Origin of the sequence: Sporomusa sp. (genome assembly GCF_035561255.1) — a bacterium.
Taxonomy (GTDB): Bacteria; Bacillota; Negativicutes; order Sporomusales; family Sporomusaceae; genus Sporomusa.
In genome coordinates this window covers 1-13442 of the sequence record NZ_DATMXX010000233.1, presented here as the reverse complement: position 1 = coordinate 13442, position 13442 = coordinate 1, and the positions used below count along the sequence as shown (strand labels likewise).

The window sequence follows — 13442 nt, the reverse complement described above, 5'->3', positions numbered from 1 at the left end:
CTCGTCGTCCGCTCCACAAAAAAATCAGATTCTCAACAGAGAATCTGATTTTTTATTTAGTTTAATTTAAGAACAGGAGTAAATCGCGTGATAAACGTCCTGGGATCAGACTTGCTGAACGAGTATCTAAGTTTGCCATATTGCAGGGAAACTGCAATCATTCGAGTATGGACAGGGTTAATACTCGGGGTGGGAAGGTAATTAAAGGGACAAAAGTTCTATTGACTATTATTTAGCAACGATTATTATTAAAGTAACTGTTAAATGGAGGAATATATATGATCATCGAAGGTGTTAAGGTTGTAACAGAAGCCGGAATTACTGAAGAAGAAATTCGGTCTATTATTGAGGAAGAAATCCAGTTATGGAACCGGAAGGGTAAAGAGCTAGGAGAGGTACAATTAAAAATAGAGGGTGAGGAGATTGTTGTCAAAGCCGTCGAGCGTTCCCCCATTAAGCGGGTGCGCCGGATTACCGGTTACCTTAGTACCGAAGACCGTTTTAACTCTGCTAAACAGGCCGAGCTGTCTGATCGCCGATCACATATCTAAAGGCGGATGAGTATAAATAAATACAGATTAATTATTCCTCGGCAATGTTAGGGGAGTTTATTGCCGGGGTAGTTTTTTACATATAGGGAGCGGAGCATATGTTATTTAATATCCACCCTAGTAATCTAGTAAGTGCCTTATCCATTGCGTTGGAGTTGTCAACAGATGGTTTGTCCCGGCACCATTGGCGGACGGCGCTTATTGCCAATCGGATTGCCGAACAGATTAAGTTAGATGATTCGCAGCGACAGATACTGGTATATGCCTCATTATTACATGATATTGGTGCTGCTTCCAACTGGTCGGAGAAAAAGAAACTGCATACCTTTAAGGTTGGCGATGATATTCATCAGCACGCAGAAGCCGGCTACCAGTTACTAAAAGATTCACCACAGTTTAGTATGCTGGCGGAGAGCATCCGGCACCATCATGATAATTGGGATGGTTCTAATCCGTACGGACTTGCTGGCAAGGATATTCCGATAACCAGCCGGATAATAAACCTAGCAGACCGTTTAGAAATACTGCTGCGGGATAAAGTCTACATATTTGAGCAGCGTCCTGATATTCTATCCGCAATTAGAGACCTAAGTGGCAGCTACTTTGATCCCAATTTGGTCAAAGCATTGCATGAATTTGCCCGCCAGGAGAGTTTTTGGCTTGATTTAACCAATCCCCACTATTATCAAAACTTCTTTAGACAGATCGATGCTTATGGCCGCATGGTGTTTAATATTGATGATATTGTCAATATTGGTGAAATTTTTGCGACTATCATTGACCGGACTAGCCGCTTTACAGGTATGCATTCCCGGAGTGTTGCCATGGTATCGGCTTTCCTGGCAAAAGCGAAAGGTTATAGCCTGGAAGAAGTAAAGTTGATGAAAATCGCAGGTTTATTTCATGATCTAGGCAAACTATCAATACCTAATGATGTACTGGAGAAGTCCGGGAAACTTACCGAAAGAGAGTTCTCAATTATCAAACAGCATCCCTACTATACATACCGGATACTTGAGCAAATTGACGGCTTTTCTACAGTTGCCGAATGGGCGGCTTTTCACCATGAAACTCTGGATGGCTCAGGTTATCCTTTTCGTGTGCCGGGGGATTCATTGCGGTTAGGCTCCAGGATGGTCAGTGTTGCCGATGTTTTTGTTGCATTAAGCGAGAATCGTCCTTACCGGGGGCCACTCACGGTACAGGATATTGAAAAGATTATGCGGGGAATGGTGGATAATCGCAAGATTGATGGCTGTGTTGTGGCTGATCTATTTAGTGATGGGGTGAGCTTAGGGGCACTGATCAATCAAATCGGGGAAATGAGCTGGTCAATAGAGCAATCCTGATGGAAGCAGCCGATTCTTGACATTGTTGCAGGAGTAGGCTAAAATGATATTGTCAATTTGCCGGTATAGCTCAGCTGGTAGAGCATCTCATTCGTAATGAGAGGGTCACAGGTTCGAATCCTGCTATCGGCTCCAGGGAATCAAGGCTCTCGAGGATATCTCGGGGGTCTTTTTTGTATATTAATTCTGGTATCTTAGGTCTCACAGTCGGTTTTTCACCGGGGGTAGGGGCTACTCTTACCATTATCCGTTTATCATAATTCTAATGGGTTCTCGCCCTATTGGGCAGAACCATTTTGCATGTTAACGTAGATGTGAGTTGCTAATAAACTAGAGAAATTGCTAATGTGCTATAAAAATATTGGTTTATATTTGAACAATAAAAACCTGTTCAAAACATACGTTTTAAACAGGTTTTTGAGAAAATTCATAGAAACTTAAATCTTACGGCTCTGTGAGGGCGAGTTGGGACTGTACCAGTGAAGCTGCCTATGACTCACTACTATCTGTAGCACCACTCTTTTGTTGTTTAGCTTTTAAATTCTTTGCCGCTTGTTTATCAATAAAAAACTGGGAGCTTTTTACTGCAGTTTTCATATTCTTATAGCTGCTTTTATCAGAAATCTTACCCATATAATCACCTCCATATGTAAAGTATTTCCCTGTACCAGTCCGAATAATCTAAATATGCTGTTGGTTTTTCATTTGAAGCTCATGTTACTATACTAGGTAAGATTGCTGCCTGTATTTGCTTATTACTCCACTACTTCTGAAAAGTGAATCACTGTAACGGTATCATCGGCATGGATTTGTTTTTCATATATGGATTCGAATGTTCGAATCAGTTCGTCTACAGTTGTGATAGAAGGATTTTGATGAATCAATTCTTTGGTAGTCAGGTCACAAAATTTTTTGGTGAGGGCTTTGTCTATGATCGCTTTATACAGTTGTTTCTTGGCGCCGTATTTGCTTCCGAATGTAATCCAGACGATGGAATTTTCAGGATAAGTATCCCGTATATCTCCTAAACGAATTGTAGCGCTTTTTTGACGAGCAATCAATAATTTTTCATTATGTGACGATATAAAGTTAAGTGCAAACATAAGAACCCCTCCTCGTTTTCCAGTTGTGAACTCACGTACTTAACATTTTCTTTATCGGTGTACAAAATCCTGCATGTTCTAATAGGAATAACAGGTTCGATTATTGAGTTTTAATTATAGAAGGCTCAGTGGGTATTGTAGTGAAGTGGATAGTTCTAATCATATTCGAAATATTGGGCAAATTCACCCAGAGACATGCATACAAATGGACAATATGAATATAGATTATTGAAAAACCGGTTTGAAACAGACCAAGTCCCTCAGACCAGATAAGTCTTACGGGTATGGAGGTGTCTGTTATGCAAGATTGCAACAGTCTTACGGATGCGCGCACGCGGCATGAGTTTGATAAGGCTCAGGAAAGTTATCGGGCGAAATACATATTATATGAGTGGCTAGGGAAAGTCAAATGGTGCTACCTATGCGGAATCTATTTAGTTGACCCAAAATACGAGGGCGATTTCATTAAAGAACACAGGGTTCATTAACCCTGTGTTCTTTTGTATCTTTTGATAAACTCGATAGCCTGTTCCAATTCCTCAGGGCTAATATGAGCTGCGACTGCTTTGTCCACTATGACGAAATAATTAAGATATCTTTCGTCTGTTAACATTGATTTTAACTTATCATTTATTTCAATTTCTTCTAATGTTTCCACATCATCGCGGAGAAAGAATTCGACAGGGATGTGTAACTCTCTGGCTAATAACACAATTTTGTCTCTACCTAGCTGGCGGCGGTTGTTTTCAACATGCGATATATATGATTGAGTTACATTTAACAGTTTGGCTAGTTGCTCGGTAGTTAGAGAAAATTTCTCGCGCACGCATCGTACTTTATCACCAAACTTCATTAGTATTCCTCCTGGCCCCTTTAGAATATCTCATAAAACATTATTACATAATACTGGAAAATATTCTACTGACATATTGTCATATATTTAGCCGTACAAGTACAAAAACAGTCATATATATGACTATGTGTCATATATATTGAACTAGGACGGTAGCGGCACTGGGTTTAGGGGTCATTCATCTAGGGGGGAAAAAAATAAAAGGTGGGATGGCTAAGGCCGCATGTATGAGAAACTATGAGCTTAAAGTCAGAACTATGTTGGCGCAAATTGCGCTTATTGGAACAATCCTATGCCCGCTTGCTTATGTTTACTGCACATTACAGGCGACGACCGGATTACTTATCGGATTAGTAACAGGCTCAATGTACTTTCTGTATCTTTATCGTCAGGTTGAGAATGTCCAGGTATTGTCCAAAAAGCAAGCAATTGAACACATCCGGGGGGGTTGGATTATTCGTCTCGGAGCGATGGTCTTGGTCCTTGTAGCCATCAGTCATTTTTTGCAAGTTGACATTTTGGCATTTGTAGCAGGATTCTTCACTATGCCGGTTATCCTGTTTATAAACGGGATGCTTCTTGTTCTTAAGCAAATAGAGGACGCCAAAAAAGCGTGATATGAGGAGGTGTAAAAAAATATGGGCCACGGCGGGGCTGAGATAGGTGGGCATAAACTAGCGGTTCTGGCAGGATTGACGTTCAATATTGATACTTTGTACATGACTTGGCTGACGATGGCTATTCTTGTCTTTGGTTCGTTGCTGGTCCGGAGAAGCTGGACGCTTGTACCCTGCGGCTGGCAGAACTTCGTGGAACTGGTTATTGAAGGTCTGCTAGCCCAGATTGATTCGACCATTGGGCCTAATGGCCGCAAGGTTGCGCCACTCATTATTACGCTTTTTCTGTTCTTGCTTATTGCTAACTGGTTAGGGTTGATACCAGGCTTTACTTCACCAACCAATGATATTAATACAACACTAGGGTTGGCATTAATGATTGTAATTATTGTTCATGCGTATGGCGTTAAGACCAAAGGGTTCCTGGTTCATTTCAAACATTTTGTTCAGCCTAATATCCTGTTTTTACCAATAAACATCATTGAGGAAATAGCTAAACCAGTCACTCTATCGTTCCGTCTTTTTGGTAACATTCTGGCAGGCGAGATTCTAATCGTAATTCTGGGTATCCTGGTGCCCTTCGTGGCGCCGACATTATGGCTCGCATTCAGCGTATTTGTCGGTATTATTCAAGCACTGATCTTTACCATGCTTTCGATGTCCTATCTGAGTAATTCCTTGGAAGAACATCATCATGAGGAAAAGGAGGGGTGACAGTGGAACACGCGATTATTATTGCGGCTTCGGTAATTGCCGCCGCCTTGGTTGTGGGTTTAGCCGCCTTCGGTGCAGCGACAGGCGATGGGCAAGTGACAGCCAAAGCCATTGAAAGTATTGCCCGTCAGCCAGAGGCAAAGAATTCGATAATGGTTACGATGCTAATTTCCGTTGGTCTGATTGAGTCAATTCCTATCATTGCAGCAGTTATAGCAATTGTATTGATATTTACCAATCCCTTTTTAAAATAAATAAGAGGCGCCTGGTAGCTAAGCTCTACCAGACGCCTGCTCCACAACCGGAAGGGAGGGATGTACTTGATCGACCTTAATGCAACATTAGTGGCTCAGATTATTAATTTCCTGATACTTGTTGCAATCTTAACCAGGATTGCTTATCGGCCTATTATGGCGGCCTTGGAAGAACGACGGGCCTTTATCGCAAAAAGCCTGGAGGATGCCGAGCGTGAGCGGGCGTTAGCAATCGCTATGAAACAAGAAAGTGAAGGTCAGATTATAGATGCCCGTATTCAGGCCCGGTCTATCATCGATGAGGCCATTAAACTAGGGGAGAAGTCTAGAGATATTATTGTGGAGCAGGCCTGGGAAGAGAACACCCGGCTGTTGAAGGAGACACAGGCGGAGCTTGAACGGGAATATCAGCAGGTTATGAATAACCTGCGTACAGAAGTGGCCTCTATGGCAATTGCCGCCGCCGAAAAAATCATTGAGAAAAATTTGGATATAGAAACCAATACCCGGCTAGTGCACAATTTCATCAAGGAGCTTACTAAAGAAAAGTATGGTGAGCTAGTATGAAGGTACGCTTAGCAAGACGGTATGCCCAAGCGTTTTTTCGACTGGCGGTTGACCAGAAGATTCTCTGGGAGGCTGAGCAAGAGCTGACGCTTGTAGAACAGGCGTTAGCCACAACCGAAGTTCGTATATTTTTTGCTAATCCCGGCGTGACAACTGCTGCTAAGAAAGAGGCGACAGTGCATGTGTTTGGTTCTTATATATCAGAATTTGTTCTGAACTTCTTGTGTCATCTGATTGATAAGCGTCGTACTGATATGCTGCCTGAGATTATTAAGGCTTATAGAGTACTGGTGAAAAAGACCAGCAATATAGTAGAGGTCGAGATTGTTACTGCTATCCCCTTAGCAGATGAAGACCGGGAGCAATTAACAGCGCGGCTTGCTGCTGTGACAGGAACTGAAATTGAGTTGAACCCGCGTGTGGATCACCGAATTTTAGGCGGCTTGATTATCCAGATTGGCGATAAGCGGATTGACAGTAGCGTAGTTGCTAAGCTGGCAAATATGAAAAAACATATTTTGCAGCAAATAGTTAATCGAAGTGAGGTGATTAACTCACTATGAAAATACGCCCTGAGGAGATTTCGGCAATTATCCAGGAACAGATACAGCAGTATAAAATTCAAGATAATGTGGATGAAATCGGCATGGTCATAGAGGTTGGCGATGGTATTGCCCGGTTACATGGCTTGGACAAGGCTATGGCCGGGGAGCTTCTGGACTTTGGAGACGGGGTTTATGGTATGGCCCTAAATCTAGAGGAGGATAATGTCGGCGCTGTTTTGTTGGGAGATGAAGTGCGTGTCCACGAAGGCTGTATAGTCAGGCGAACTGACAGGATTATGGAGGTACCAACAGGCGAGGCGCTTATTGGGAGAGTTGTTGATGCTTTAGGACGTCCCATTGATGGGAAAGGCCCTATACCCACTGCCGCGTCCAGGCCGATTGAACGGCGAGCGCCTGGCATTGCAGATCGACAGCCGGTAAAAGAACCGCTGCAGACAGGGATTAAAGCAATTGATTGCATGGTACCTATTGGGCGGGGACAACGGGAACTGATCATTGGGGATCGGGGTACAGGCAAAACGGCGATTGCGATTGATGCTATTTTGAACCAAAAGGGTGGGGACGTAATCTGTATTTATGTCGCTGTCGGCCAAAAGGCCTCAACAGTTGCCCGGGTTGTCAAGACACTGGAAGACCATGGCGCAATGGAACACACTATCGTCGTTGTTGCAACTGCCTCAGATAGTGCGCCCCTGCAGTATCTGGCCCCCTATACCGGTGTAACGATTGGCGAGCACTTTATGTATCAGGGGCGGCACGTGCTGTGCGTGTATGATGACTTGTCCAAACACGCGGCAGCCTATCGGGCTATGTCGCTGCTGCTTAGGCGTCCGCCCGGACGCGAAGCCTATCCGGGTGATGTGTTTTATCTGCATTCGCGCCTGCTGGAACGGGCAGCTAAACTATCGGCTGAGTTGGGTGGTGGTTCTTTGACGGCCTTGCCTGTCATTGAAACGTTGGCAGGCGATGTAGCTGCATATATCCCGACAAATGTAATCTCAATTACTGATGGTCAGATTATTCTGGAAAGTGAGCTGTTTTATGCAGGTACCCGCCCTGCTATCAACGTGGGGCTTTCTGTATCGCGGGTGGGTGGTTCGGCCCAGGTAAAAGCCACCAAGCAGGTAGCAGGCCGGCTGCGCCTGGATTTGGCTCAGTATCGCGAATTGGCGGCTTTTGCCCAGTTTGGCTCTGATTTGGATAAAGGAACCAGAGATCTGTTAGAGCGCGGTAAAAGGATGACTGAATTGCTAAAGCAGCCGCAATATAAACCGATGGCGATTGAGGAACAGGTAATTGCCATATATCTGGGTGTTAATGGATACCTGGATGATATACCTGTCCAGTTTGTTGGCAAATTTGAACAGGAATTTCTCCAATATATCCGGGCATTTCCCTCAATTTGCGGGGGGATAAAAGAGAAAAAAATTATTGAAGTTGAAACGGAAGATTTACTGAAAAAGACGATATTACAGTTTAAAGATTCATTTATGGCGAGGTAACGCCATGGCAAATGCATTGGATTTACGCCGCCGGATTAGGGGTGTGAAAAACATTCAGAAAATAACTCAGGCGATGAAAATGGTTGCTGCCGTACGTCTGCGCAAAGCACAGGAACGGGTTAAAGAGAGTATGCCTTATTATGAGGGGCTGACAGCAGCCTTGAGCGACATCCTGCTTAGCGGCGAAGATATAGCTAGTCCCCTGTTTTTAGAACGTGAGCCAACCCGAACCGGCTATATTGTTATTGGTGCTGATAAGGGGCTGGCAGGATCCTATAACAGTAACCTGGCTAAGGCGGTACAACGACATATTGCCGGCCACAATGCTGGTCTAATGGTTGTTGGTAGAAAAGCAAGAGACTACTTTCAGCGCCGTAAGGTGTGCATTGACCAAGCCTATACCGGTATTTCTGAGAGACCGGACTACCAGTCTGCACTTGAGATTACAGCAAAGGCTATTGGTATGTACCTAGCTGGAAATTATGACAAGGTCTACATAATATATACCAGGTTTTGTTCTCCGGCTGTGCAGCAGGTGGTATCCGAGTGCATCCTGCCGGTTAGTTTAGCGAGTCCAGTTACAATAAAGACCCGGGTGATACCCCAAATATATGAGCCGTCGTTAGCCAATGTGCTTGAAGCGGTAGCAACAAAATGGATTGAGGCTGTGGTTTACAGGGGGCTTGTTAACTCGGCGGCAAGTGAAGTTGCGTCGCGGTTAAACGCCATGAGCTTAGCTACCGAAAATGCCCAGGATCTTATTAGTCAGCTGGTGCTTGAATATAACAAGGTACGCCAAGCAAACATAACGCGGGAAATATCCGAGATTGTTGGTGGCGCTGAGGCGCTACGGTGAGAGGAGGGAGCTCATGGCGAGCGGACAGGTAAAACAAGTGATTGGACCAGTTGTGGATATCGAGTTTCCGCAGGACCAATTGCCATCTGTTAATAATGCAGTAAAGATTACTGGTAAAGCCGCAGGTCATGACATTAAGCTGACAGTAGAGGTTATGCAGCATTTGGGGGATAATGTTGTTCGCTGTGTAGCTATGTCATCTACTGACGGGCTGGTGCGTGGTATGCTCGCAGCAGATACCGGAGCGCCAATTACTGTACCTGTGGGAGAAGGTACATTAGGCCGGATATTTAATGTGTTGGGCGAAACGGTCGATAATAATCCGGCACCGGTAAAAGCCAGCGAATATTGGCCGATACATCGCCCGGCCCCGGCGTTTGTCGAACAAGAAACAGCTACTGAGATATTGGAGACCGGTATTAAGGTGGTTGACCTTATTGCACCCTACGCTCGCGGGGGGAAAATAGGCTTATTCGGCGGGGCCGGGGTCGGCAAGACTGTCCTGATTATGGAATTAATCCGCAATATCGCTACAGAGCATGGTGGTTTTTCGGTTTTCGCAGGCGTAGGTGAACGTACCCGCGAAGGCAATGAGCTATGGCGTGAAATGATGGAGTCAGGGGTTATTAACAAAACCGCGTTAGTATATGGGCAAATGAATGAACCGCCTGGTGCCAGAATGCGGGTGGGGCTGACCGGACTGACCATGGCTGAGTACTTTCGTGATGTGGCCGGACAGGACGTATTGCTCTTTATTGATAATATATTCCGTTTTATCCAGGCCGGGTCTGAGGTCTCAGCTTTATTAGGGCGTATGCCTTCGGCAGTAGGCTACCAGCCTACGCTTGGAACCGATGTGGGAACACTTCAGGAGCGTATTACCTCCACTAAAAAAGGGTCGGTAACATCAGTGCAGGCTGTTTATGTCCCGGCCGATGACTTAACAGATCCGGCGCCGGCGGCTACATTTGCGCATCTTGACGCTACTACTGTATTGTCCCGGCAAATTGCAGAGTTAGGGATCTATCCGGCTGTTGATCCGCTTGACTCTACCTCCCGTATCCTGGCACCGTTTGTTATTGGTGATGAGCATTACGGTGTTGCCCGTGCTGTCCAGGAGATTCTGCAGCGCTATAAAGAACTTCAGGACATTATTGCAATTCTTGGTATGGAGGAGTTGTCGGAAGAGGATAAGGTTGTTGTTGCCCGTGCCAGAAAGGTACAGCGTTTTCTTAGCCAGCCATTTTTTGTTGCCGAGGCCTTTACCGGAACAGCCGGTAAATATGTATCACTCAAAGAAACCGTACGTGGCTTTAAGGAAATCTTAAGTGGTAAGTATGATGACCTGCCTGAAAGTGCTTTTTATATGGTGGGAACCATTGACGAGGTTGTGGAAAAAGCGGCAGCTGGGAGGGGGAGCTGGTAATGAGTAAGACGCTGCTCTTGGAGGTCGTTAGCCCTGAACGTAAGATATTCGGGCGGGATGTCCGGATGATAATCGCCCGGGCCACAACCGGTGAATTGGGCATTCTGCCTGGGCACTTCCCCCTGGTGGCACTGCTTGATGCCAGACCGGTAAGGATTCTGAATGACGAGGGAGAGCAGCAGATTATAATAACAGGCGGAATTATGCTGGTTAAGCCTGAGATGGTTACTATATTAACTGATCCTTAGGTCAATTATGCAAAGGCTAACTCAAAGCTGGGGCGGAGTTGGGCCTTTGCTTATTTATTTGGCAGCTTGAGTTGGCTAATGAAAGCTAACACCGTAAAACGCTGTTTATTCCATTTTAATCCGCTGATATGGTGGATGAAGAAATTTACATAATGCAAATAAAGGTTTATAATTAATTTGATACAATGATCGCAGAAGGGAATATTCCATGCTACGCACTCTAAAAGTACCACTAAAACGCTATTGTTCAAGGCATTTCCAGAAAGATTTAATGTCTGGGCTTACTGTCGGTGTAATCTCACTGCCGCTGGCAATGGCTTTTGCTATTGCTGCAGGTGTTAAGCCTGAGTATGGGATATACACGACTATTATTGCCGCTGTGTTGGCTTCTCTATTTGGTGGGAGCAGGTATCAGGTTACCGGGCCAACCGGTGCCTTTATCCCCATATTACTGTCGATTGTACTGATTCACGGGTATGAAAACCTGCTGCTTGCCGGCCTGCTGGCAGGTGTAATTCTAGTTGTTATGGGTCTGCTAAAAATGGGCACACTGATCAAGTTTATCCCCCGCCCGGTCACAATCGGGTTTACTGCAGGTATTGCGATTAATATTTTTACAGGTCAAATCGCAAATTTTCTCGGTTTAACAGAGGTACATGGTCATGAAGGCTTTGTTGACAGTATGCGGGATATCCTGATACATCTTGATACAATTAATCCATATAGTGTATTAACGGCTGTAGTCTGCTTAGCACTTATCTTGCTAACGCCGCGTTTCCTGCCTAAGATCCCCGGTTCGCTTGTCGGACTACTAGCCACGACGGCACTTGCGACGCTCGTGTATCCGGGACAAGTGGCTACTATCTCTACGACTTTCGGTGGTATACCGGGCACTTTGCCGCAGTTTTCGTTTCCGGTAATTACTATAGATAAGCTTGAGCAGCTAGCCCGTCCTGCCTTTACTATTGCCATGCTTGGAGCGATTGAATCGCTGCTTTCGGCCGTTGTGGCCGACGGTATGACTGGGACGCGTCATAATAGCAACCGGGAGTTGATTGGGCAGGGGATTGCCAATATCGTGACACCACTCTTTGGCGGCATTCCGGCCACCGGGGCTATTGCCCGGACTGCTACCAATATTAAGAGTGGAGCAGTTACCCGCTATTCGGTTATACTGTCCGCTTTGTTCGTCCTGGCAACACTCCTCGTTCTGGCACCTTATGCCGGGGCTATCCCCCTTGCCAGCATGGCACCGGTGCTGATGCTTGTTGCATATAATATGAGCGAACATCATGCCTTTATTGCCATCCTAAAAACCAGGTCCAATAGTGCCAGTGTCCTTGTTGTCACATTTCTTCTTACTGTACTCGCTAACCTGACAGTGGCCGTTGAGGTCGGGCTGTTACTGGCTATGGTGATTTTTGTAAAACGTATGAGCGAAATTCTGGTTGTAACCAAAGTCCTGCCTAACCCGGAAAACCATTTAACCAAAGTAGCGGCTCAGGATCGAATGGATACCCATGATTGCCCGCAGATAAGCATTTTTAGTATTGAAGGGCCTCTGTTCTTTGGGGCCGCTCAGATGTTTTCCCAGAGTATAATGGATACGATTCAGTATAGTCCTAAGATTGTCGTCCTCCGTCTTAGCAAGGTGCCCTTTATGGACCTGACCGGCGAAGACCACTTGCGTACCATTGTGAATAGTCTGCAAAAGCGCGGGATGATGGTATTGATTTCCGGCCTTAACGAACAACCGGAAAAAATCTTGAACATGACAGGCTTGGCAGAGACAATTGGGAAGGATAGATTTTTTGAGCATACAGAGCATGCTATTGCTTATGCGTTGGAGCATGTCAATAAAGATAGCTGCCTGCGGTGCCGTGAGCGGATCTTCGAAGGCTGTATTTCTAAAAGTGCGGTTGTGACCGCTGATGATGTTCCGGCCTAGAGGATTCGCCTTTTCTGCCCGCGAAATAATAAGAAAAGGAGGCCGGAAGTATGTGTGGAATGAATTGGTACCGGGAACAGATGGAAATAGCAGATGAGGATGTTAAGCGGCTAAATCAATTGCTCAATATGATGGAAGAGCGGTACCGGCTGTCGCAACTGGCGCCGTGTGATTTAGAGAGAATTAATCCGATGATTATTAGTGTATATCACGACATTTCCTTCCGGATCGGTTTGCTAATGAAAAAATCCCCGCAGGATTAATACCTGCAGGGATTTTTTACTATTGCTATCTAAGGGAATCATCTAATCCTTCTTCCATTGCATCCCGGTAAGACGCTTCATTAGCAGTCGATTTGGAAATAATTGAGGAATTGATTTCGGCACGGGACAGGCTGTTGTCACCGCCATTGTCGCTAAACTTATCTGTTTCGTTTTCGGGTGCATCATCAACATAGCCGGTAGTGGCCAGCATCAATTCGGCATCTGTCACACTGGAAAACATTCCTGGAATAAGTTTTTTCATCCAATCCCTCCTTGTTCTTAAGGTTATCTATAGTTTCTCCAAACTTTTGATTTCAATGAAAAATCCTTGCAGCAACCCTGTATAAAAATTTGTTGCATAAGGTAGTTTTTAGAAATAATAATAGAGCGACATTAGCCGCTCTATTATTATAAAGGGGGTTATTGGGGAGATTTGGTGTTGGTAAGAGACTCTTGTTTTTGAAGGACAGCGTTAGCAGCCGGAGCTTGCTGAGCTGTGGTTTTGTCAGCGGCGGATTGACCTTGTTTGGCGCTTGAGCCGCCTGGTAGATCTTTAAAACCCATTCCACTCACCTCCAATTCTATTATTCCCTTTTTTGGATAATTATACCACCCAATGTTGAAT

Annotated in this window: 18 protein-coding genes and 1 tRNA gene; 14 read left to right on the top strand and 5 right to left on the bottom strand. The window is 45.1% G+C overall.

Annotation, left to right across the window (positions count from 1 at the left end; genetic code table 11):
• Nucleotides 1-278 precede the first annotated feature (278 nt).
• The 3 genes from nrdD to VN379_RS13225 all read left to right on the top strand — a co-directional run bounded on the left by nrdD (nucleotide 279) and on the right by VN379_RS13225 (nucleotide 2035).
• Nucleotides 279-551, top strand: coding sequence for an anaerobic ribonucleoside-triphosphate reductase (gene nrdD, locus VN379_RS13235; RefSeq protein WP_325534563.1), 273 nt, complete (start codon nucleotides 279-281; stop codon nucleotides 549-551).
• 98 nt (nucleotides 552-649) lie between these two features.
• Complete coding sequence (locus tag VN379_RS13230) at nucleotides 650-1900, top strand: HD domain-containing phosphohydrolase (protein WP_325534561.1); 1251 nt, start codon at nucleotides 650-652, stop codon at nucleotides 1898-1900.
• Between the two features lie 59 nt (nucleotides 1901-1959).
• Nucleotides 1960-2035, top strand: a tRNA-Thr gene (locus VN379_RS13225).
• A gap of 354 nt (nucleotides 2036-2389) precedes the next feature.
• On the opposite strand, the gene VN379_RS13220 is transcribed toward VN379_RS13225, so the two are convergent.
• From VN379_RS13220 to VN379_RS13210, 3 genes are all read right to left on the bottom strand, one after another.
• Nucleotides 2390-2533 (bottom strand): hypothetical protein, encoded by a 144-nt coding sequence (locus tag VN379_RS13220; protein ID WP_325534559.1) that lies wholly within the window; start codon nucleotides 2531-2533, stop codon nucleotides 2390-2392.
• A 122-nt stretch (nucleotides 2534-2655) separates the two neighbouring features.
• Nucleotides 2656-3003, bottom strand: coding sequence for an ASCH domain-containing protein (locus VN379_RS13215; protein WP_325534557.1), 348 nt, complete (start codon nucleotides 3001-3003; stop codon nucleotides 2656-2658).
• Between the two features lie 484 nt (nucleotides 3004-3487).
• Nucleotides 3488-3856 (bottom strand): helix-turn-helix transcriptional regulator, encoded by a 369-nt coding sequence (locus tag VN379_RS13210; protein WP_325534555.1) that lies wholly within the window; start codon nucleotides 3854-3856, stop codon nucleotides 3488-3490.
• A 209-nt stretch (nucleotides 3857-4065) separates the two neighbouring features.
• Here VN379_RS13210 and VN379_RS13205 point away from each other — a divergent pair, with 209 nt between their 5' ends.
• The 11 genes from VN379_RS13205 (at nucleotide 4066) to VN379_RS13155 (ending at nucleotide 12817) form a co-directional block, all read left to right on the top strand.
• Nucleotides 4066-4473 carry an ATP synthase subunit I gene (locus tag VN379_RS13205; protein WP_325534553.1) on the top strand — a complete coding sequence of 136 codons (408 nt, stop codon included), beginning with the start codon at nucleotides 4066-4068 and terminating at the stop codon, nucleotides 4471-4473.
• Nucleotides 4474-4494: 21 nt separating this feature from the next.
• On the top strand, nucleotides 4495-5187 hold the full coding sequence (gene atpB, locus VN379_RS13200; RefSeq protein ID WP_325534551.1) for a F0F1 ATP synthase subunit A: 693 nt from the start codon (nucleotides 4495-4497) through the stop codon (nucleotides 5185-5187).
• 2 nt (nucleotides 5188-5189) lie between these two features.
• On the top strand, nucleotides 5190-5441 hold the full coding sequence (gene atpE, locus VN379_RS13195; RefSeq protein WP_325522615.1) for a F0F1 ATP synthase subunit C: 252 nt from the start codon (nucleotides 5190-5192) through the stop codon (nucleotides 5439-5441).
• A 66-nt stretch (nucleotides 5442-5507) separates the two neighbouring features.
• Nucleotides 5508-6008, top strand: a complete 501-nt coding sequence (gene atpF / locus VN379_RS13190; protein ID WP_325534550.1) for a F0F1 ATP synthase subunit B — start codon at nucleotides 5508-5510, stop codon at nucleotides 6006-6008.
• Complete coding sequence (gene atpH / locus VN379_RS13185; protein WP_325534548.1) at nucleotides 6005-6571, top strand: ATP synthase F1 subunit delta; 567 nt, start codon at nucleotides 6005-6007, stop codon at nucleotides 6569-6571. Before atpF ends, atpH begins: the two co-directional genes overlap by 4 nt.
• A complete protein-coding gene (gene atpA, locus VN379_RS13180; RefSeq protein ID WP_325534546.1) occupies nucleotides 6568-8076 on the top strand; it encodes a F0F1 ATP synthase subunit alpha in 1509 nt (502 codons plus the stop codon). The genes atpH and atpA overlap by 4 nt, the downstream gene beginning before the upstream one ends.
• 4 nt (nucleotides 8077-8080) lie before the next feature.
• Nucleotides 8081-8932 (top strand): ATP synthase F1 subunit gamma, encoded by an 852-nt coding sequence (atpG, locus tag VN379_RS13175; RefSeq protein WP_325534544.1) that lies wholly within the window; start codon nucleotides 8081-8083, stop codon nucleotides 8930-8932.
• A 13-nt stretch (nucleotides 8933-8945) separates the two neighbouring features.
• The gene (atpD, locus tag VN379_RS13170) at nucleotides 8946-10358 is read left to right on the top strand and encodes a F0F1 ATP synthase subunit beta (RefSeq protein ID WP_325534542.1); all 1413 of its coding nucleotides are present in this window, start codon (nucleotides 8946-8948) and stop codon (nucleotides 10356-10358) included.
• On the top strand, nucleotides 10358-10606 hold the full coding sequence (gene atpC, locus VN379_RS13165) for an ATP synthase F1 subunit epsilon (RefSeq protein WP_325534540.1): 249 nt from the start codon (nucleotides 10358-10360) through the stop codon (nucleotides 10604-10606). The genes atpD and atpC overlap by 1 nt, the downstream gene beginning before the upstream one ends.
• Nucleotides 10607-10814: 208 nt before the next feature.
• Nucleotides 10815-12554: a SulP family inorganic anion transporter gene (locus tag VN379_RS13160; protein ID WP_325534538.1), complete on the top strand. Its 1740-nt coding sequence runs from the start codon at nucleotides 10815-10817 to the stop codon at nucleotides 12552-12554.
• 50 nt (nucleotides 12555-12604) lie between these two features.
• Entirely contained in the window at nucleotides 12605-12817 is a 213-nt protein-coding gene (locus VN379_RS13155) for a hypothetical protein (protein ID WP_325534536.1), read from the top strand.
• Between the two features lie 25 nt (nucleotides 12818-12842).
• On the opposite strand, the gene VN379_RS13150 is transcribed toward VN379_RS13155, so the two are convergent.
• A complete protein-coding gene (locus VN379_RS13150; RefSeq protein ID WP_325534534.1) occupies nucleotides 12843-13079 on the bottom strand; it encodes a hypothetical protein in 237 nt (78 codons plus the stop codon).
• Nucleotides 13080-13237: 158 nt separating this feature from the next.
• Nucleotides 13238-13442: hypothetical protein (locus tag VN379_RS13145; RefSeq protein WP_325534532.1), on the bottom strand; the 205-nt coding region annotated here is incomplete at its 5' end.

What these genes read in the sequence shown, in the direction of transcription:
- VN379_RS13155 (WP_325534536.1), top strand. Translation starts at nt 12,605, where the DNA reads ATGTGTGGAATGAATTGGTACCGGGAACAGATGGAAATAGCAGATGAG.
- VN379_RS13215 (WP_325534557.1), bottom strand. Translation starts at nt 3,003, where the DNA reads ATGTTTGCACTTAACTTTATATCGTCACATAATGAAAAATTATTGATT.
- VN379_RS13230 (WP_325534561.1), top strand. Translation starts at nt 650, where the DNA reads ATGTTATTTAATATCCACCCTAGTAATCTAGTAAGTGCCTTATCCATT.
- atpG (WP_325534544.1), top strand. Translation starts at nt 8,081, where the DNA reads ATGGCAAATGCATTGGATTTACGCCGCCGGATTAGGGGTGTGAAAAAC.
- nrdD (WP_325534563.1), top strand. Translation starts at nt 279, where the DNA reads ATGATCATCGAAGGTGTTAAGGTTGTAACAGAAGCCGGAATTACTGAA.
- atpB (WP_325534551.1), top strand. Translation starts at nt 4,495, where the DNA reads ATGGGCCACGGCGGGGCTGAGATAGGTGGGCATAAACTAGCGGTTCTG.
- VN379_RS13205 (WP_325534553.1), top strand. Translation starts at nt 4,066, where the DNA reads ATGGCTAAGGCCGCATGTATGAGAAACTATGAGCTTAAAGTCAGAACT.
- atpD (WP_325534542.1), top strand. Translation starts at nt 8,946, where the DNA reads ATGGCGAGCGGACAGGTAAAACAAGTGATTGGACCAGTTGTGGATATC.
- VN379_RS13220 (WP_325534559.1), bottom strand. Translation starts at nt 2,533, where the DNA reads ATGGGTAAGATTTCTGATAAAAGCAGCTATAAGAATATGAAAACTGCA.
- VN379_RS13210 (WP_325534555.1), bottom strand. Translation starts at nt 3,856, where the DNA reads ATGAAGTTTGGTGATAAAGTACGATGCGTGCGCGAGAAATTTTCTCTA.
- atpA (WP_325534546.1), top strand. Translation starts at nt 6,568, where the DNA reads ATGAAAATACGCCCTGAGGAGATTTCGGCAATTATCCAGGAACAGATA.
- VN379_RS13150 (WP_325534534.1), bottom strand. Translation starts at nt 13,079, where the DNA reads ATGAAAAAACTTATTCCAGGAATGTTTTCCAGTGTGACAGATGCCGAA.
- atpH (WP_325534548.1), top strand. Translation starts at nt 6,005, where the DNA reads ATGAAGGTACGCTTAGCAAGACGGTATGCCCAAGCGTTTTTTCGACTG.
- VN379_RS13160 (WP_325534538.1), top strand. Translation starts at nt 10,815, where the DNA reads ATGCTACGCACTCTAAAAGTACCACTAAAACGCTATTGTTCAAGGCAT.
- atpC (WP_325534540.1), top strand. Translation starts at nt 10,358, where the DNA reads ATGAGTAAGACGCTGCTCTTGGAGGTCGTTAGCCCTGAACGTAAGATA.